Below are 20113 nucleotides of genomic sequence, written 5' to 3'. Positions count from 1 at the left end.
GGAAGTAACATGTCGTGCTTCTTACTTTGATATGTGCGATAATAGCAACGGCCTTTGGATTTTTGGGTAAAGTGTATCAGTTTTTTTGAGCTTCTACCATTCCAACGGTTTTATATCTTTTGCCAGGCAGGGCATGAATGAATGATTGCATTTCGAGTTCCAGTAAGATTAATGCCAATTTGCTTTGCGGCCATTTTGTGAGTTCAATCAATTCATCTAATTCGAGTTGTCCCTTTTGTTGAATGAGTGTAAAGAGGAGTTGCTGATCTTTTGTCAGTGTTAATGGGAGGCTAAGCTGTGGCTCCGCAGTTTTTTTGGTGATTTCCCAATTCATGAGGTATTCAAGATCCTGAAGTCCTCGAATCATATGTGCACGGTTGGTTTTGATGAGGTAGTTGGTGCCTTCGGAGCTTTTTTCATAAATGGAGCCTGGAAAAGCACATACATCACGGTTGTAGCTGTTGGCCAGCTCTGCAGTGATCAAAGCACCGCCTTTAATGGCTGCCTCCACGACGATGGTGACATCGGCGATTCCTGCTATAATTCGATTGCGCATAGGGAAGTTACCGCGTTCGGGTAAGGTATTGGATGTAAATTCTGTCAGTAAGCCGCCATGGTCTAACATTTTTGCAGCAAGCTCTCGATGAGATGCTGGATAAATTCGATCGAGTCCATGTCCTAATACGGCAATGGTAGGTAGATTGTTTTTTAATGCATTGCGATGTGCCAATGCATCTATACCATAGGCAAGACCGCTAACGATCAAGGTGTCTTTGGATCCATTCATGGCGTCCAGCAGATCTTCGCATATTTTCTGTCCATAGTGGGTTGCATGCCTAGTACCAACAATACTAATGATCTTCGAACTGTTTAGCGGCTGGTTTCCCTTATAATAGACAACAAGCGGAGCATCTTCACATTGGCGAAGCCTGTCTGGGTAATTTTCGTCTTCCAGCCACAAGGCTTGTATCTGGTGTTTTTCGATAAAAGCGAGTTCTTTTTCGCAGGCGGGCATATAACTTTTGTTGTATATTGCTTCAGCGATTGACTCCCGTACCCCAAGAAGCTGCATCAATTCTCGTTTTGAATACGTGAACACATCTGCTAGACTATGACCTTGGTCAATAATATTACGCGCCGTTCTAGGGCCAATGCCCTTGATTTGCGTCAAAGCTATGGGGTAAATCAGTTTCATAATTGGGTTTGTTTAAAGATAAGAAAAATATAAATAGCTGCTATACTTTTTGTTAGAATTGCTTGTATCTCATGTATGTTTTGTTCCAATTAAGCAATATCGATAAGAGAGGTAGGGGTCAGGAATAATATAGTAGGAAATATCGGTCTATTTTGGAAAGAGAGAAGAGGAATTGGTAACTTTGTTCGACTAATGATATTTTAATGATGGAAATGAAAGAACCTTTTGATATTGAATTGGGAGATATAGTTTATTCTGTCTTCCCTGAGGAAGAGGATACCTATGTTATTTTTAAAGATGGCGCTGAATATGTCAAGATTATTAAAGATAACGATACAAACTGGTTAAAATTGAATCCGGAGACAGAACTGCCTATGTTCGGGATGGATGAGGAAATCAATCTCATCGGCCTAGAAATCAAAAAAGAGTTAGGGCATTAACTTTTTTTAGTTAAAGATAGTTAAAAGGCGGTTAAAGGTTTTTTAACCTTATTTTTAATTGATTATTTTTAGTTAATCAATTGTAAATATGGTACGGATCGCATTGCTATCTTTATTGTTTTTTTGTGTCTATTTTTCATTTTATCGGGAGAGGCTTTTCGCCTATCCGATGGTTTTTTATGCTCAGGATACTATTGAGAAAAGAGGAAGTAAACGAGATACGCTTCAATTGGATACTGTTTTGATCAAACGTAAATCTGCTGGGGATAAATGGGATGAAAAAAAAGAGGAATATAAATCCATCTTTTTTTGGGGCGATACGAAAAACATGGTTACACTTCCCCATCGAGGTGGGATTGCTGTTAATTTAAACAAGCTTTACAATAAATTTAGCCGGAAGGGACGAAATTCAAGGAAGCTCCAGCGTCAGTTTGAAAAGGAATACCATCAGGATCTGATCCGGGAAGAATGGTATCCGCTGACGCAGGAGTATAGTAAGTTGTCGGGAGATTCGTTGCGCAAATTTAGGATATACTATGAGCCCTCCTTAAAATGGCTTCGAGATAATGATCGTTATGAGAAGATCGCTTATATCCATCAGTGTTTAACGAACTACCTCGATTCTGTAGACATTATCCATAGGCGGCTACAGTTTCCGATGGGTAATGGCAAGCTTTAGCTACATCGGTATATATACCAGATATTTTGTGTCGAAGAAATCTTCTTTAAAGTAATCTGATAGTGGATGTAATTCTGCTTTAAGTTTGGATTCTTTGATTTCTTCAGTGAGATCACCTCCTTTTAAATAAAGAATGCCGTTGGGAATTCCGTTTTTATCTTTTTTTGAAAACTTGTTTCTTATCCAAGGGGTAAATTCTGCGAGTCTTGTTACCGCTCTTGATAGCACAAAATCATATTTGTCGTCCAGTTGTTCGGCACGGATATGGTCTGCTTCGACATTATTAAGCCCTAATCCGGCTGCAACTTCACGTACGACTTTTATTTTTTTGCCAATCGAATCGACCAAGTGGAATTTGACTTCTGGAAACATAATGGCCATTGGGATACCCGGAAAGCCCCCTCCTGTCCCCACGTCCAAAATTTGTGTTCCAGGTGTAAACTCTTGGACAAATTTTGCGATACCCAACGAGTGTAATACATGATGTAGGTAGAGGCTATCAATATCTTTACGTGAGATGACATTGATTTGGCTATTCCAAAACGTATATAAATCGGCTAGTTTGGCAAACTGCTCTTTTTGACTATCAGTCAGTTTTGGAAAATAATTATAGATGATATCGACTGTTGGATTCAAAGTTTGATGTTTTAAATGTGAACTATTTCCAGCTTATTTTTTTCTTTTTTCGGCTGAACATACCATTGATGCAAATATAGAAATAGTAGATGAAGTCTACCAAAGGCAACCACCAAATCAGTTCCTTTACTGCTAGTTTTTTATAGATGTTGTTAAATACTATCCATTGTGCAATAAGCCGAATGAGGTAGGCACTCAAAGGTACATACCAATACATTGGGAAAGCAACTGTGGTCGCAATGACCGATATGTAAAAAAGGAATGCGGATAGCAGCTGGGTCCCCAGCATGCGTTGATGACGTTTTTTATAAATAGTAGATGCACCTGAATGCCTTGCTTTTTGTTTGTAGTAGCTTTTCCAAGTCGTTTTGGGTTCCGAATAGACAATGGATTCTGCCGACAGTACGATGTTGACATTGACCGGATTTGCATTTTGGTTGACAAAGAGATCATCATCGCCAGATTTAATATGCATGTGGGCTGCAAACCCTTTGTTTCGAAAGAAAAGATCTTTTTTGTAAGCCATATTCCGACCGACTCCCATATAAGCATCCCCCTTCAGGGCATAGGCGAAATAACTCATGGCCGTATGACTGGTTTCAAATCGAATCAATAGATTTAATAAACTTCTTTTCTTAAAATATGGGGAATAGCCGAGCACAATTTCTGTTTCAGGCCTGAAAGCGGCTGCGACTTCTTTAAGCCATTGATTGGATGATGGTGCACAGTCGGCATCAGTAAACACCAGTATCTGGTGTTTTGAAGCCTTGATACCCATACTTACGGCAAACTTTTTACCATGTTTTAAGCGGATATGTTCTTTGATATCGACAACTTTTAAATGTGGATATTTTGCTTCGAATTCATGTAATATCCAAGGCGTATTGTCTGTCGAAAAATCATTGACAACGATTACTTCAAAATTAGGATAATCTTGATGCATTATCTCCGGGAGGAATTGGGCGATATTATCCTGTTCATTGTGTGCACAAATAATTACGGATAGCGGCGGGAATTCCGTTTCTTCTTGTACTGGTTCAATTTGATAACGGCTCAATTTACTATATACAAATAAGATGTAGTATAATTGTATACATAGAAAAAGGCCCAATACTCCGAAAGCAATATAGGGGAGATTGGCCAAAAATACGTGAAGGTCAAGCATAGCTCACAAAGATAAGTGCTTTCCACAACTTTTTTACAGCTGAAAAATGATAATTTATTTTTGAAACAGCCTGTTTGCAAATCTTTTTATAGTATTTTTGCAACGTATTCTAGGGATGAATCCGAATTTAGGTGGGTATAAGGTAGGTTGTCGTAGTTTTTAAAGCTATAAACAATTGATAATGAACTTGTGATTAGTTGTAGGCAAATACTTATAGCGCCATCTTTCTGGCAAATCATCTTTTAAAACAGAAATAGTCTCAGAGGAAAAATATTAATGAAATTTACGCTACAAGCACAAGATAAATTGTCTAAAGCACGTGCAGGTGTTGTCGAAACTGCACACGGTCCCATTCAAACACCTATTTTTATGCCTGTTGGTACGGCAGGTACAGTGAAGGCAATTCATCAACATGAATTGAAGAATGATATTGAAGCGCAGATTATTTTGGGTAATACCTATCATTTGTATTTAAGACCAGGATTGAATGTATTGAATAAAGCGGGTGGATTGCACAAGTTTAATGGTTGGGATGGTCCTATTTTGACCGATTCGGGTGGTTATCAGGTGTATTCATTGACTGAAGTACGTAAGATTAAAGAAGAGGGGGTTACCTTTCGCTCTCATATTGATGGATCAAAGCATCTCTTTACACCAGAAAATGTCATGGATACGCAACGTATTATCGGTGCGGATATCATTATGGCATTTGATGAGTGTACACCGTATCCGTGTGATTATAATTATGCACGTCGTTCTTTGGATATGACGCATCGTTGGCTGAAGCGTTGTGTAGATCGTTTTGATAGTACAGATCCGCTTTATGGCTATGATCAAACTTTGTTTCCAATTGTTCAAGGTTCTGTTTATAAAGATTTAAGGATGAAATCTGCAGAGACTATTGCCTCATTTAATCGTGATGGGAATGCAATTGGTGGGCTGTCGGTGGGTGAACCTGCGGAAGAAATGTACGCGATGACCGAGGTTGTCTGTGACATCTTGCCACATGACAAGCCACGTTATTTAATGGGCGTAGGAACGCCGGTTAATATTCTTGAAAACATAGCGCTTGGTGTGGATATGTTTGATTGTGTCATGCCAACACGTAATGCTAGAAATGGTATGCTTTTTACGCAAAACGGTATTATTAATATCAAAAATGAAAAGTGGAAAGATGACTTTTCGCCGATAGAAGCGGAAAGCGACTTGCACGCAGATCAATTTTATACCAAAGCGTATCTACGGCACTTAATTAAATCACAAGAAATTTTGGGAGCACAAATTGCTTCTTTACATAATTTACATTTTTACCTTTGGTTGGTGAATCAGGCTAGGGAGCGAATCATTGATGGAACTTTCTACGATTGGAAAAACAAAATGGTGAAAATATTGGATCAACGTTTGTAAAACTAAATAGCTCAAGTTTAAAAAAATGCTGTCGTTAATCGATCGTTACATCATCAAAAAGTATCTAAGTACTTTTTTATTCACTATGGCCATATTTACTGTTGTCATGGTGGTTTTCGACGTGTCCGAACGATTGGATGATTTTTTGAAGTATCATGCACCACTCGATAAGATTATTTTTGAGTACTATGCTGGGTTTATTCCTTTTTATTTGAACTTCCTTTGCCCGCTGATTAATTTCATTGCCGTTATTTTCTTCACATCGAAGATGGCGGATCAAACTGAAATTGTACCGATTCTAAGTGCCGGGTATAGCTTCAACCGCTTGCTTCGTCCCTACATGATCGCTGCAACCCTGATATTTGCTATTTCTTTGGTATTCAACATCTTTATCATTCCGAATACTAATAAGATGAAGGTTGATTTTGAAAATATCTACGTAAAGCCACCCAAGGATAACTCGAGGGTTTCTACTCACATGCAATTGGACAAAGACAGCTATGTGTATATAGACAATTTTGATAATACGACCAAAACAGGTTACGGATTTGTTCTTGAAATTTTTAAGGGGGATACGCTTAAAGAAAAAATGATGGCTGACCGTATTACTTGGGACTCAGTGGCCACGAAGTGGAAGATTGAAGGGTATACCAATCGTATTATCAATGGATTGCATGAACGCATGGAAAAAGGTACTGTTAAAGACACTACCTTAGATATGAAACCTTCGGATTTTGAGGTGCGTGATAATATGTTTACTGCTATGGATACACACGAATTAAATATTCGTATCCGTAAAGAGGAGATCCGTGGTACCGGCGTCATGAACGATTTATTGCTTGAGAAATACAAGCGTTATGTGTATCCATTTTCGGCTTTTGTACTGACCTTGATGGGTGTGGCACTATCCTCCAAGAAAGTGCGTGGGGGGATAGGATTGAGTCTGGGTATCGGTATCGCGTTAAGTTTTACGTATATCGTCTTTATACAGTTTGCAACTATGTTTTCTTTGAAAGGGGGACTACCACCGTTGATAGCCGTATTAATTCCAAATGTTACCTTCTTTTTGGTAGCAATATATCTGGCGATTAAAGCGCCAAAATAAATTTTTGTTCAGTTTTCAATAACTTCAGTGAGCTTGCCTTATTAAGGGAAATAGTAGGTATTGCTCATCATTTCTATACACATGTATTCTAGAGAATATGACTAAAATTAAATTAAATCGGAATATTCTAATTCTGCATTTAACAATACTTATTTGGGGATTTACCGGAATTTTGGGGAGTCTGATCTCCGTATCTGCCCTTCATTTGGTATGGTATCGTGTTGCAATAGCGTCTATTGCTCTGCTGATCTATTTCTTGGTAACTAAACAATCGATTGTAGTTTCGAGGAGACAATTTTTCCAGTTTTTTATGGTGGGGGCCGTTGTTGGCCTGCATTGGGTACTATTCTTTTATTCAATCAAAGTGTCTACTGTATCAGTGACATTGGTTACACTATCCTCGGTGACATTATTTACGGCAATATTGGAACCTATTGTGAATAATAAGCGCATCGCGCGTTTGGACATTGTAGTGGGACTAGTCATTATTATCGGTATTTATACGATCTTTTCTTTTGAAACGCATTATCTAGTGGGGCTGCTGGCTGGACTTGGCTGCGCTTTTTGTGCGAGTATATTTTCAATTGCCAATGCGCGGATGGTTAAAAAATCAAGTCCAACATTGATTACATTTTACGAGATGCTGGGCGCATGCTTCTGGATCAGCATATTCATGTTATTTACGGGCGATTTTAATGCTGAAATGCGTTTGGGGCAACAGGATTTAATTTTTCTTTTGTTGTTGGGCGTGGTTTGTACCGCTGTGGCTTATGTCATGGGCGTAGCTGTCATGAAGGAACTATCGGCTTTTACAGTCGCATTAACGACGAATTTAGAGCCGGTTTATGGTATTCTGCTTGCGATGCTGATTTTTGGGCAGAAAGAAACCATGAGTGGCGGGTTTTATGTTGGAGCCTGTATTGTATTAGGAGCGGTCTTCACTTACCCTTATGTGAAAACCAAATTGGAGAATAGGCAAAAGGATTTGGTTATCCGTAAATTGCATTAATTAAATCAGGTGCTATCCAATCTTTTTGGACAGCACCCGATTCATGTGACTTTAGACGTCTCCCTTTACAGCATCGTTTCATAGATTCAATTTTCAACGGATTCATTTGACTTTAGATCATCTGCTGTCGCTGTTGATCTATTGGAATGAAAATTCACCAACCCCTACATTGCGCTCTTTATCACGGTCAAGATAAATCGTAACAATTTTTCGTTCCTGCTTTCCACTGCTATAGTAGGTGTAGATTTCAGCCATGACTGCTGCAGGACCAGCTAGCGTGAGTGAATTGTCATTATAGAAATCTACCTCAATTTTGTATGTTCCCTTCAATGCTTTTTTCAATAAAAATTGTTCTGGTCCATATCCTCCGGTGAAGTCATTGCTGAGTCTTCCTCCAATGGCTGTGGCAGGATTACTATAAAAGCATTTTTCTTGATTTGGATCAGTTACCCAAAGGTCGATATCCGTGTTTTGCGAATTCCAGTTGATAACAACTCGAATGTCAACCGGTAGGTCTGCAATCAATTTTTTGTCCACTCCTAGGGTGGAGCCTGCCGATTTGTTTGCCTTAATGAGATTATTGATTTCCATAACCAATGTTTCTTCGATGCCCTCATCGCGATCGGCTGCCTCGGGCGAGTAGCTCTGCGTTAAAATACCATACAATTGTTTCAATGCTTCTTTGAACATCCCTTTGTCCTGTAGCACAAGGGCATAATCTCGGTGACTTTGAGGATCCATAGGACGCCATTTTAATACCTTAGCTGTAATGAATAGTGCATTGTCGTAATCTCCCCATTCGCGCAGTTTGTATGAAATGGTTTTATAGAGATCGGCATTTTCGATCTGCAAGTCAGCCAGTGCGCTTAGGATTAATAAGGCTTTTTGTTTATTTCCTCTTTTATAGAAGAAATTTGCGACATCAAAATAGAAAGTTGGTGTTCCCATGTATTGGTTCCGAAGTTGGAGGTAGCTTTTGTAGGGATCATTGGATTGATCGAGTTCTTTAAGATAGGCCTTATCTTCTTTAATGTCGGGTATGCTGATTTTTCCACGGATGTTGTTGATGCTGTTACCCGCTGTTACGCCCGCTACAGGTTCTTCCAAAGATTGAACAACAACGGATTCCTGAAGAACGTCGTCGGATGCAGTCGCCATTGCTAATTCGCTTGTTGCGGCCTTGGCGGTATTTGAATTGCCAACGACTGAGATTCTTTTTTCGCTGGTAGCATCTGATGATCTCAATTGTTCGACTCGTGCTGTCGCGACAGAAATGGCTGAAGCACGTGACGGAATAGGTGTAACAGGAACAACTCCGGTGGCGATCTCTTCGACAGCCATATAGTCTGTGGGCTCAATTGGCGTGTCCCGTTGTGGATATTTCTTTTTTGCCCGGAATTCTGTATTCCACCAGGAGCGAAGTTGTTCTGCACTATTTTCGGCCTTATCTAAGAGATTTGCTACACGCTCTGCACGTTCGATAGCATGTTCTTTTTTGAGTGCATTAAATTGCGGAAGTAACTCTGCTGGAGGTGTTATTGCATAACGTACGTAATCTTCTACAGTTTCCAGTACAATCAGGCTGGTATTTCGCGTCACGATTCCGAACTGTTTACCCAGGGTTTCTATTTCCTCACGATTATTGTCGTATTGAAAGTCCAATGCTTCGATTTTCTTTTGTGCCCAGATCTGCTGCAGGTCAATTTCACCATGATCTTGATGCAGCGCTATGCTTACTTCTTTTGGGGTATGTTGTCCATCTCCTACAAGTAATGTGAGCTGCTTCAATCCTAGGTGTTTTCCTATTCCAGCAATAGAAAAATTGGCTTGTATAGGGGTTCCTTTCTTAGGGTAAACTTCATCGAAATCATTGTGCTCCTTTATTCCCAAGTAAAGAAGATCGATCGTATTTAGATTGTGGTAGGCTTGATTTATGGAAACATTGGTCAAATTGATCATCTTTCCGGTATGTTTCTGAGCAATCTCTTTTAGGATACCGTAGTCGGATCCACTGGACGAAGTAATGCAATAAACGGGATTTTCGAGGCTCATTTCACTTTGGCCAAATGTGGAAAGTCCGTCGGTAAACAGCAGGTAATCGCTGGCCTGTATTACACCGGTCTTTAGTTGACTATAATCTGTACCGCCATCGTAATCCATTCGTTTGATGTAACTTTTAAGCTCATCCCAGTTACCTTGTTTAACTTGAAACGTCGGCCCTTTTACGAATTGAATATCCAATAGGCCCATTTCAACACGCATGTTAGGGTTCTCTTTAAAAAAGAGATCTAATAAGGCAAGTTCCTTTTCGATATCTCTATTTTTACCACTCAGTGAACGATCCCAAATAATTCCTATATTTTCGTCCCATTTTTTCTGAGTAGGTTTCACTGAATTGATGCTTGCATTGGCTAGAAAATAAAAAGTCTTATCATGATTTGTTTGAAATAAGCCCAATGACTCTTTGCTGTCTGTTGGCAGTAGAATGACCAGATTCCGTTTGGATTGAAAATGTTGTTTACGTAAAGAAGCTGTGTAGTTGTTGTTGTGTTTGGAGAATGCTAGAGAACCATCTGGTTTTTCTGTGAAATCTGGTTTATGGCTGTCCTGAAAGACATGAATATCTAAGGCAAAGTTACGAATGGCAGCGGTGTAAGTTAACGGCAAATAGTAATAACGTGCCTGATCGGATTCCGTAATTAGATTTTCGGAATAACTGATCTGAATAGTCCGTTTACCATTCGCTGGTAAAGGGTAAATTCGAGTTCGGAAATTATTTCCTTCGACTTTTTCCAATAAACCCGGATCAATGCGGCGTGTTTCTATACTTTCAAATACTTCGGTTCCTTTATTCTTATCGACTGGAACTGCTTGTCGTAATTTGCCGTTGATATCTAAGGCGTAGCCGCTCACGGAGACACCTTCGGGCATAGGGAATGTCAGTTCGCCCTCGAGATCGCGATTGGTTTTATTTTCAAACACCATTGTCATCGTCGTTTTGGCGATATTTCCGAAGATGGCAACCTCTACTTTGAGGTCTGCCAACACTACGTTGTCTTGCCGACCATCGTCGTTTTTAATTTTTAAACTCGGTATCTCTCTTGTAGTTCTGATCTGAGATTTCGTATCCACATTGGAAAATACCAAAATTATGAAAAGGGCAATTATGATCTTTTTCATCTTTTTATGTTTAGTAGGTGAGGTCCGTGAATACATCAATGGTTCGCGGCACAATTAGCTTATATTTTTGTAGTGATGCAGGAAAATTCAAAATTCCATAATCGAGGATAATTAATTTTTATACCGTGTTTTTTACGGTTGATGCAGTTTATTTAAACTTATGTTAATCATTGGCTAATATTTGGCTTTTATGTTTGCAATACCGTTGGGTTGCCCACTGCGCATGGATTGTGTAGACAAAACCTGCTGTGTTATAGCCTAAGCAAGACGATAAGGATGAAATTTAACTAGTTGAACGTGTCCGGAATATAGATAACAGTAAGCATTATTTGAAAAATTTAGACAGATGAAAAAAATATACAGTGTATTGGCGTTGGCCCTATTATGTGCTTCATGTAGTAAAGATGATGTGTCGCAGATTATTGACCCGATTGTGGAATTGACCTATCCCCAAAAGGCAATAGCAACAGATCCAAAAGTATTAAGTGATATTAATGGTGTAAAAGTGTATAATGGAGGCTATGGGTCATCGATGGTTCAAGATCCTACTGATAAATCCATATTTTATCTTTTAACTGATCGGGGACCGAATATTGATGGAACTGAAAGTGATAGCAAAGTATTTGCTTCGCCAACATTTGCACCACAGATCGGTAAATTTAGGTTAAAGGATAATACACTAACATTGGAGTCTGTTATCGAATTAAAAAATAAAGATGGCGTGAAATTGAATGGTCTGCCAAATCCTGAAGGAAAGGGTGGTTCTGGGGAAAAAGCATTGGGTGTTGATGGTAAAGATCTAGGGAAAAGTGAGGATGGAATCGATTCCGAGGGACTAGCAAGGGCTGCGGATGGTTCTTGGTGGGTCAGTGACGAATATGGACCACATATTGTTCATTTTGACGTTTCGGGAAAAGAAATCGAACGGATTAATCCATGGTCTACGGGTAAAAAGTTGCCTTTGGTATTTGCCAAACGTCGTCCTAATCGCGGAATGGAAGGATTGACGCTTACACCAGATGGTAAAACACTGGTCGGAATTATGCAATTTCCACTGTATAATCCATCTAAAGATGCGATTAAAAATTCATTGGCAATCCGTATTGTTACGCTGGATATTGCGAGCGGCACCACGAAACAATATGTCTATATGATGGAGCGTACCGATTTGCAGGCTGTGAGTGAAATCGCTGCCGTGAGCAATTCAACATTTATTGTCTTGGAACGTGATGGGGAATACGCGACAGAAGCAACTCGTTCTACTGTATTTAAGAGAATTTATAAAATAGATCTTTCTGGCGCAACAGATATCTCAGATGCGAATAATACCGCAAACGGGAAATTATTTGACGGTAAAACTGTCGAGGAACTCAAAGACGCGGCTACATTGGCTAAATATAATATTAAACCAGTCAATAAAACGTTGGTAGCCGATTTAATGACTGACATCAAGGAATTGTATCCGCATGATAAAGCAGAAGGCTTGGCTGTTATTAATCCATCCCTGATTGCGGTATGTAATGATGATGATTTTGGGGTAACCGGAAAAGGTTTCTATGAGTCGAAAATATTACCTTACATAAAGACTGTAGATAAAAACAGCATTTATTTTGTTAAACTTAAGGACCCACTGAAATAGGAACTAATGACTGATTATAAAAAGGTCCGTTGAATTCTCAACGGACCTTTTTATAATTTTATACTGTTCACGCTTTTGCTCTTATCGCTAAAGATTATACGATGGCTTGATGTACCACTTGTATGAACTCTCTGTTGAGCACGGCCTATTTTTAAGCATTTATTGTGGTCAGGAAGTCTTTGCTTTCAAGCTCTGAATAACCCATTAGGTATTCATCGACTTTTCGAGCACATTCGCGTCCTTCAGAGATGGCCCAAACAACAAGCGATTGGCCTTTACGGCAGTCTCCGGCTGTAAAGATATTATCAATTGTCGTTTGGTAGTCTTTGTCATTTGCAAGGATATTTCCTTTTTCATCTACACGAACACCTAACTGTTCTAAGAGCGTATGTTCAGTATGTTGATAACCAATAGCCAGTAATACGAGGTCTGCCGGTATTTCACGGATCTCGGATTCTCCTAAGCGGGTTCTTTTTCCAAATTCATCAACTTCGTATTGAACTTCCTTGATTTTTACTCCCTTAATATGACCATTTTCGTCTTGGACAAATTCCTGGGTTTCTGTAGCCCAAAGTCTTTCACAGCCTTCTTCCTGCGAAGAGGATGTACCAAATGTAAGCTTATCCATTGGCCAGGGATTACTCTTTAGCCTTTCTTTAGATGGCGTTGGTTTACGGGCAATCTGTGTGATACTTTTTGCACGGTGCCGGTTGGATGTGCCGATACAGTCTGATCCAGTGTCACCGTCGCCGATGACGACAACATGTTTGTCTGTTGCCAGGATTCGGTCCTGTTCGATCGTCATTCCGCTTACTTCTTTATTTTGTTGGGTCAAAAAGTCCATGGCAAAATGGATACCTTTGGCATCATGTCCCGGTAATTGCATGTGCCATGGAACGGTAGAGCCTGTTGCCAATACAATAGCGTCATAAGCTTTTAGTTCGTAAATACTTGTATCTTTGCCAACTTCTGTATTCACCTTGAATTCGATTCCAGATTCTTTCATGAGGTTGATACGACGATCAATCACTGATTTTTCTAATTTAAAATCTGGAATACCGTAGCGTAGTAATCCTCCGACCTGATCATCACGTTCGAAGACGACAACATCGTGTCCTGCTTTGTTAAGCTGTGCTGCAGCGGCGAGTCCTGCAGGACCAGAGCCGATCACAGCAACGCGTTTGCCTGTTTTTAAATAACTTTTGTGCGCTTTGACATAGCCTTTTTTGAAAGCGATCTCAATAATATGTTTCTCAATCTCTTCAATAGTGATCGGAGTACTATGTATACCCAGTACACAGGCCGATTCGCATGGTGCCGGACATATTCTGCCTGTAAATTCAGGGAAGTTATTGGTGGAGGATAAAATCTGATAGGCCTCTTCCCATTTTCCATCGTATACAGCATCATTAAATTCAGGGATAACATTGCCCAATGGACAGCCTGAGTGACAGAATGGAATACCGCAGTCCATACAGCGCGCAGCCTGCTTATTAAGTTCGTTCTCAGAATAACCTTTGTTAAATTCCTTGAAGTGTTGTACGCGTGCTTCGACAGCTTCTTTTGTTGGAAGCACGCGCTCAAATTCTTTAAAACCTGTAATTTTTCCCATGATTTGTGCTTCCTATATTATGCTTCAACTAATTTTTGACGAATGACATTTTTGTATTCTCTTGGGAATACCTTAATGAATTTATTTTTTTCTCTTGACCAGTTTTGTAAAATAAAATCTGCCCTGCGACTATTGGTAAGCAAGATATGACGTTTTAACAACGCAATAATTGCGGTTTCGTCTTCACTTTCCAATGGATCTAAGTCAACCATTTCTTGATTACAATTGTCGCGGAAATCTTCGTTAATGTCGTAGATCCACGCGATACCGCCGCTCATTCCGGCAGCAAAGTTACGCCCCGTTGCCCCTAAGATCAGTGCACGACCTCCAGTCATGTACTCACAGCCATGGTCACCAACACCCTCAACTACAGCTGTTGCACCCGAGTTACGTACAGCGAAGCGTTCGCCGGCCTGTCCGTTGACGAATAGATGTCCGGATGTTGCTCCAAATAGTGCAACGTTTCCGATAATGATATTATCTTCCGGTACGAGAGCACTTTCTGCAACTGGATAGATGGCTAGCTGAGCTCCTGATAGCCCTTTTCCAACATAATCGTTGGCTTCACCTTGTAATTCAAATGAAAGACCCTTTGTTGAAAATGCACCGAAACTTTGTCCGGCCGAACCTTCAAATTTGAAATTGATGGTATTATCAGGCAGGCCTTCAGAACCGTAGAGTTTTGAAATTTCATTGGACAACATTGTTCCGATCGTACGGTCTGTATTTTTGACTTTAAAGGTGCCAAACACAGGAGTTTTGCTCTCAAGAGCTAATTTAGACTGTTTTAATAAGCCCCAATCCAAGATCATGGCCATACCGTGATCCTGCTCTTCGGTATTGTATAGTGATTGTCCTGGCTCGTTGCGTTCCACGTGCAAGATGTCGGTAAAGTCAATTTTCTTTGCTTTCCAATGATCTATATTTTCACGTTTTTTTAAGAACTGGGCTCGTCCCACCATTTCGTTGATGGTGCGGAAGCCTAGATAAGCCATTGTTTCACGGACCTCCTCTGCAAGGAAGGTAAATAAGTTGACAATATCTTCTGGTTTTCCAGAGAATAATTTACGCAGTTCTGGATCTTGGGTTGCAACACCTACGGGACATGTATTAAGATGGCATTTACGCATCATGATACAGCCGCCGGCAACCAATGCTGCTGTCGATACGCCCCATTCCTCAGCGCCCAATAGTGTAGCGATGATGATGTCGCGACCTGTTTTTACCTGGCCGTCCGCTTGTAATACGACGCGGCTGCGCAATTTGTTTTTAACAAGTGTTTGATGCGCTTCTGCAAGGCCTAATTCCCAAGGTAGTCCAGCATGCTTGATTGAACTGATTGGAGATGCACCTGTACCACCATCAAAACCTGCAATGAGAATGACGTCGGCATGGGCTTTTGCAACTCCTGCAGCAATGGTACCAACACCAGCTTTAGAGACCAATTTTACGTTGATTCTTGCTTGACGGTTAGCATTTTTTAGGTCAAAGATCAGCTGGGCTAAATCTTCGATGGAGTAAATATCGTGATGGGGTGGTGGTGAGATTAGCCCTACACCGGGTGTTGAATGCCGCGTTTTCGCGATCCAGGCATCCACTTTGGGGCCTGGTAATTGACCACCTTCACCTGGTTTGGCACCTTGGGCCATTTTGATTTGTAGTTCGTCCGCTTGTGTCAGATAGTTTGAAGTTACCCCGAAACGAGCCGAAGCCACCTGTTTTATTGCCGAACGCATGGAATCTCCATTTGGGAGGGGTTTATAACGCAGTTCATCCTCTCCACCTTCACCGGTATTGGATTTTGCTCCGATACGGTTCATGGCGATGGCAAGGGTGCTATGCGCTTCGTGGGAAATTGATCCAAAGGACATCGCGCCGGTTGCGAAACGTTTTAGAATTTCACTAGCAGGTTCTACTTGCTCCAATGGAATAGAATTGCGATGTTTTGCAAAGTCCAGTAATCCACGAAGGGTAAACATGTGTTCTTTTTGCTCATTGATTTTCTGCGCGTATTTTTTATAGGTCGCATAGTCTCCAGTGCGACAGGCCTGTTGTAAGAGGTGGATGGTGTCTGGATTCCAAAGGTGCCCTTCACCGCGGCGTTTCCATTGGTAAATACCACCTTCTGGCAATAGATTTTGTGGGGTACGGCTTTTTTCGAATCCACGCCAGTGTTTTGAAAGGGCTTCTTTGGCAAGATCATCTAATGTCATGCCACCGATACGTGAGACTGCTCCGCAGAAAAATTTATCAACGACGGATTTGTCGATGCCGAGTACCTCGAAGATCTGTGCTCCGTGGTAGGATTGCAATGTGGAGATCCCCATTTTGGAGAAAATCTTCAACAAACCATTGTTAACGGCTTTGACGTAATTTTTGGATAGTTCCGGCCAAGTTAGTTCGGTATCCAACGTGTTTTGTTCCTTCATGGTACGGATGCTTGCCAGTGCCATATAAGGGTTGATCGCTGTTGCACCGAACGCCAATAGGCAGGCAAAATGGTGCACTTCCCAAGCATCACCGGCTTCGACCACTAATCCAACTGCACCACGGTTACCTGTTTTGATCAAGTGGTGATGTACAGCTGATACAGCGAGTAAAGAGGGGATCGCAGCGTGTTTGGAGTCGATTGCGCGATCCGAAAGGATTAAGACTTCAAAACCATCACGGACAGCATCATCCGCATAGCGACACAGGCGCTCTAAACCTGCTTCTAACGCCCCAGGTTTGCCATCCGAGCGGAAGTAAGACTGAATGGTTTTCGCCTGAAATAACCCGGTATCGATCGAACGTAATTTCTCCAGTTCTTTGGAGGTCAAGATCGGATGCGGTAAGGTTACGCAGTGACAGAATTTCTTGTCTTCGATTAGGATATTTCCTGCGTTACCGATAAATGTTGCTAAACTCATGACCAAACGTTCGCGAATCGGATCAATTGGTGGATTGGTTACTTGGGCAAAGAATTGCTTAAAATAACTTGAGATATGCTGTGGTTGATCGGAAAGAATGGCCAGCGGAACATCGGACCCCATGGAACCTGTCGGTTCGTATCCTGTCAACGCCATTGGGGTCAGGATGGTTTCCAAATCCTCTCGGGAGAAACCAAATGTTTTTTGATATTTGAAAACGGAATCTTTGGAAAGATAGGTGTAGGTTACACGGGGTTCTTCCAATTCTTCCAGCTTGATTTTGTAATTGTCCAACCAATCGCTGTAGGGTTGTTGATTGATCAATTGATCTTTTACTTCTTTATCGGTAAGGATACGGCCTTGCTCCATGTCGACAAGAAAAATCTTACCTGCTTGTTGGCGGCCTTTTTTGATGATGGTAGATTCGTCGATCGGCAGTGCACCAGCTTCAGAAGCAACAACCACGCGGTCGTCAGAAGTGACGGCATAGCGCAGCGGGCGTAGTCCGTTACGGTCTAGTGTAGCCCCAATGTGTTTACCATCGGTAAAACAAAGCGCTGCAGGACCATCCCAAGGTTCCATTAATGTGGCGTGATATTCGTAAAAAGCACGTTTTAACGGATCCATTTGTGTATTGCCATCCCAAGCTTCAGGAACCAGCATTAACATGACATGGGTGAGGCTACGACCGCTATGTAAAAGCAATTCGGCAACATTATCGAGACATGCAGAGTCTGATTGACCACGGTCTACAACAGGAAGCAAGATTTCCATTTCCTCTTCTGTGAAGTAAGGCGACGACAATGCACGCATGCCTGCGTAAAACCAATTGAGGTTACCTGTCAGGGTGTTTATCTCGCCATTGTGTGCCAGCATACGGAAAGGTTGTGCGAGTGACCATGAAGGGAATGTATTGGTTGAAAAACGAGAGTGAACTAATCCGAAAGCAGATACTACACGAGGATCGCGTAAATCGAGATAATAGGTTCCGACCTGGTATGTTGTTAATTGGCCTTTGTAAATAATTGTTTTGCAAGAAAGGGATGCAAAGTAAAGCGGGAGAGGGTATTCTTGTTGTTGTTTAACTTTTTGGATGATCAGGCGACGTAGGACAAAAAGCTTGCGTTCAAATTCTTCAGTGTTTGAAACGCCGTCCGGTCTGCTGACAAAAAATTGGACAATCTCGGGTTCCGCACTGAGCGCTGTTGGTCCAATACCTTCACGATTGACAGGTACTGGACGGTAACCAAGGAATTTCATACCTCTTTCTACTGCCGCTTCTTCAATTAAATCCCGACATATTTTGTTCATGCCTTCTTCTTTAGGAAGAAAAACCATACCTGTGCCATAATAACCTGGCTCCTCCAATTGTATACCTAAGCTGATACATTCTTCCCATAAAAATTCATGCGGAAGTTGGATCATGATACCTGCTCCGTCACCACTTTCTGGATCACAACCGCATGCACCCCGGTGCTCCATATTCTCCAGCATGGTCAATGCATCTTTTACTTGTGCGTGTGATTTATTCCCTTTGATATGGGCAACAAAGCCTACCCCACAGGCGTCATGCTCAAAATTAGGGTCGTAAAGGCCCTCCGTTTTCGGTCTTTGTTCGATCATCTTTCCTTTTCAAATAATTATAATTGCTAATATAGGAATAAAAAACTTAAATATTATAAAAATTATAATGAAAATGTGTTTAATTTAATTTTATTACTTCTTTTAGTGTGTTTTATTGCTGATATTGTATTTAATGATTGCGACTGTTGATAGCTGTTTACGCGTACCTGAAATATGCATCATTTGGCAATATTTTTATATTGGATATGGAAAATGCATCTCAAGATTGCGATAATATATATAAATTAGGCAAAGTATTGCATATCCTTTATATGGTATCGCTATGGCTTAACTAAAGAGAATAAGATGAAAATAACTGAAATTGAAATTTATCGATTAAGCATTCCTATGGAACCGTTTGTCATTGCGACAGGGACAATGGACTATGCGCAAAATACTTTTATACGTATATATACCGATGCCAATATATATGGTGTGGGCGAATGTTCTGCCTTTCCGATGATCGTTGGAGAAACACAAGATACTTGCTTAGTTCTGGCAAGAGATTTTGCAAAGATCTGGAAGGGGCGCGATCCTTTGGCCATAGAAGAGCGTTTGGCTGAATTGGATTTGTATATTGCCGGTAACAAAACGATCAAATCGGCTTTTGATATGGCCTTGTATGATTTGGCCGCCAAACATGCTGGTCTACCGCTTTATCAGTTTCTAAAAGGAACGAAACGAGAGATTACGACAGATATCACTTTAGGAATTGCGTCTCCCGAAGAGATGGCGCTGAAGGCAAAGCGTTTACAGGACGAAGGTGCGGTCATGTTGAAAGTTAAACTGGGGAAGGAGCCAAAAACGGATATTGCACGCATTCGTGAAATACGTAAGGCTGTTGGATTCGAAATGCCTATTCGCGTGGACGCAAATCAAGGCTGGTCTTATGCGGGGGCAATAGAAGCTTTGCAGGGGCTGGAACCTTTTAAGATACAATTTTGTGAACAACCAATGCGTACCTGGGATGACGAATATTTACCGCAATTGCGCACAGAAACTATTGTTCCCGTGATGGCAGATGAATCTGTTTATTCTCACCATGACGCAGAGCGTCTCTGTAAAGCTGATGCTTGCGATTATATCAATATTAAATTTTCGAAATCAGGAGGTATTCAAGAGGCCTTAAAAATTAATCATATTGCCGCGGAATACGGCATTACTTGTATGATAGGAGGAATGCTGGAATCTCGCTTGGCTTTGGCTGCTAAGGTACATTTCGCGTATGCTGCCCCAAATGTCAAGTTTTTTGATCTGGACACATGTATGGTTGGCCATCTGGAAGATCCTGTTATCGGTGGTATTCAATATGACGGATACAAAATACATATCTCAGACCAAATTGGAATCGGGGCAGATATAGACCAAGGGTTCTTAGACCGTTGTGAGAAATGGATTATTTAAATTGTAGTAAATGATGAATAGTATGAACTGGGGAATAGGGATACAAGAGATTATTGTCTTGATTATTATCGTTATCTTTTTGGTAGCGGCCTATTTATTTTTCTCTAAGT

Annotated in this window: 13 protein-coding genes; 7 read left to right on the top strand and 6 right to left on the bottom strand. The window is 40.9% G+C overall.

Translation table 11 applies throughout. The features are described from left to right. Positions 1 to 76: 76 nt before the first annotated feature. The gene (gene dprA, locus QE382_RS21010; protein WP_307187628.1) at positions 77 to 1195 is read right to left on the bottom strand and encodes a DNA-processing protein DprA; all 1119 of its coding nucleotides are present in this window, start codon (positions 1193 to 1195) and stop codon (positions 77 to 79) included. A 203-nt stretch (positions 1196 to 1398) separates the two neighbouring features. Between dprA and QE382_RS21005 the strand changes: the two genes are divergently transcribed. Both QE382_RS21005 and QE382_RS21000 read left to right on the top strand, forming a co-directional pair. Then, entirely contained in the window at positions 1399 to 1635 is a 237-nt protein-coding gene (locus QE382_RS21005; protein WP_370877884.1) for a hypothetical protein, read from the top strand. Between the two features lie 88 nt (positions 1636 to 1723). Then, positions 1724 to 2314 (top strand): hypothetical protein, encoded by a 591-nt coding sequence (locus QE382_RS21000; RefSeq protein ID WP_307187627.1) that lies wholly within the window; start codon positions 1724 to 1726, stop codon positions 2312 to 2314. Here the strand turns inward: QE382_RS21000 and rsmG are convergent, their stop codons facing one another. Both rsmG and QE382_RS20990 read right to left on the bottom strand, forming a co-directional pair. Further along, positions 2315 to 2950: a 16S rRNA (guanine(527)-N(7))-methyltransferase RsmG gene (rsmG, locus tag QE382_RS20995; RefSeq protein ID WP_307187626.1), complete on the bottom strand. Its 636-nt coding sequence runs from the start codon at positions 2948 to 2950 to the stop codon at positions 2315 to 2317. A 22-nt stretch (positions 2951 to 2972) separates the two neighbouring features. Further along, entirely contained in the window at positions 2973 to 4115 is a 1143-nt protein-coding gene (locus QE382_RS20990) for a glycosyltransferase (protein WP_307187625.1), read from the bottom strand. Positions 4116 to 4391: 276 nt separating this feature from the next. Between QE382_RS20990 and tgt the strand changes: the two genes are divergently transcribed. The 3 genes from tgt (at position 4392) to QE382_RS20975 (ending at position 7636) form a co-directional block, all read left to right on the top strand. Next, complete coding sequence (tgt, locus tag QE382_RS20985) at positions 4392 to 5522, top strand: tRNA guanosine(34) transglycosylase Tgt (protein ID WP_307187624.1); 1131 nt, start codon at positions 4392 to 4394, stop codon at positions 5520 to 5522. Between the two features lie 28 nt (positions 5523 to 5550). Continuing rightward, a complete protein-coding gene (locus QE382_RS20980; RefSeq protein WP_307188046.1) occupies positions 5551 to 6627 on the top strand; it encodes an LptF/LptG family permease in 1077 nt (358 codons plus the stop codon). A 97-nt stretch (positions 6628 to 6724) separates the two neighbouring features. Further along, positions 6725 to 7636, top strand: coding sequence for a DMT family transporter (locus QE382_RS20975; protein WP_307187623.1), 912 nt, complete (start codon positions 6725 to 6727; stop codon positions 7634 to 7636). 138 nt (positions 7637 to 7774) lie between these two features. Here the strand turns inward: QE382_RS20975 and QE382_RS20970 are convergent, their stop codons facing one another. Then, complete coding sequence (locus QE382_RS20970; protein ID WP_307187622.1) at positions 7775 to 10816, bottom strand: DUF2135 domain-containing protein; 3042 nt, start codon at positions 10814 to 10816, stop codon at positions 7775 to 7777. Between the two features lie 346 nt (positions 10817 to 11162). Between QE382_RS20970 and QE382_RS20965 the strand changes: the two genes are divergently transcribed. After that, positions 11163 to 12455, top strand: coding sequence for an esterase-like activity of phytase family protein (locus tag QE382_RS20965; protein WP_307187621.1), 1293 nt, complete (start codon positions 11163 to 11165; stop codon positions 12453 to 12455). Positions 12456 to 12606: 151 nt separating this feature from the next. Here QE382_RS20965 and QE382_RS20960 read toward each other — a convergent pair whose 3' ends face one another. Together QE382_RS20960 and gltB are read right to left on the bottom strand one after the other, a co-directional pair. Continuing rightward, positions 12607 to 14067 carry a glutamate synthase subunit beta gene (locus QE382_RS20960; RefSeq protein WP_307187620.1) on the bottom strand — a complete coding sequence of 487 codons (1461 nt, stop codon included), beginning with the start codon at positions 14065 to 14067 and terminating at the stop codon, positions 12607 to 12609. A 17-nt stretch (positions 14068 to 14084) separates the two neighbouring features. Continuing rightward, positions 14085 to 18599, bottom strand: a complete 4515-nt coding sequence (gene gltB / locus QE382_RS20955; protein WP_307187619.1) for a glutamate synthase large subunit — start codon at positions 18597 to 18599, stop codon at positions 14085 to 14087. Between the two features lie 306 nt (positions 18600 to 18905). On the opposite strand from gltB, the gene QE382_RS20950 reads away from it, so the two are divergent. Further along, on the top strand, positions 18906 to 20003 hold the full coding sequence (locus QE382_RS20950; protein ID WP_307187618.1) for a mandelate racemase/muconate lactonizing enzyme family protein: 1098 nt from the start codon (positions 18906 to 18908) through the stop codon (positions 20001 to 20003). The last annotated feature ends 110 nt before the right edge of the window (positions 20004 to 20113 follow it).

Origin of the sequence: Sphingobacterium zeae, from assembly GCF_030818895.1 — a bacterium.
In the GTDB taxonomy this organism is placed as follows: domain Bacteria; phylum Bacteroidota; class Bacteroidia; order Sphingobacteriales; family Sphingobacteriaceae; genus Sphingobacterium; species Sphingobacterium zeae.
The sequence above is the reverse complement of the archived record's forward strand: the minus strand, read 5'-3'. Positions and strand labels throughout refer to the sequence as shown.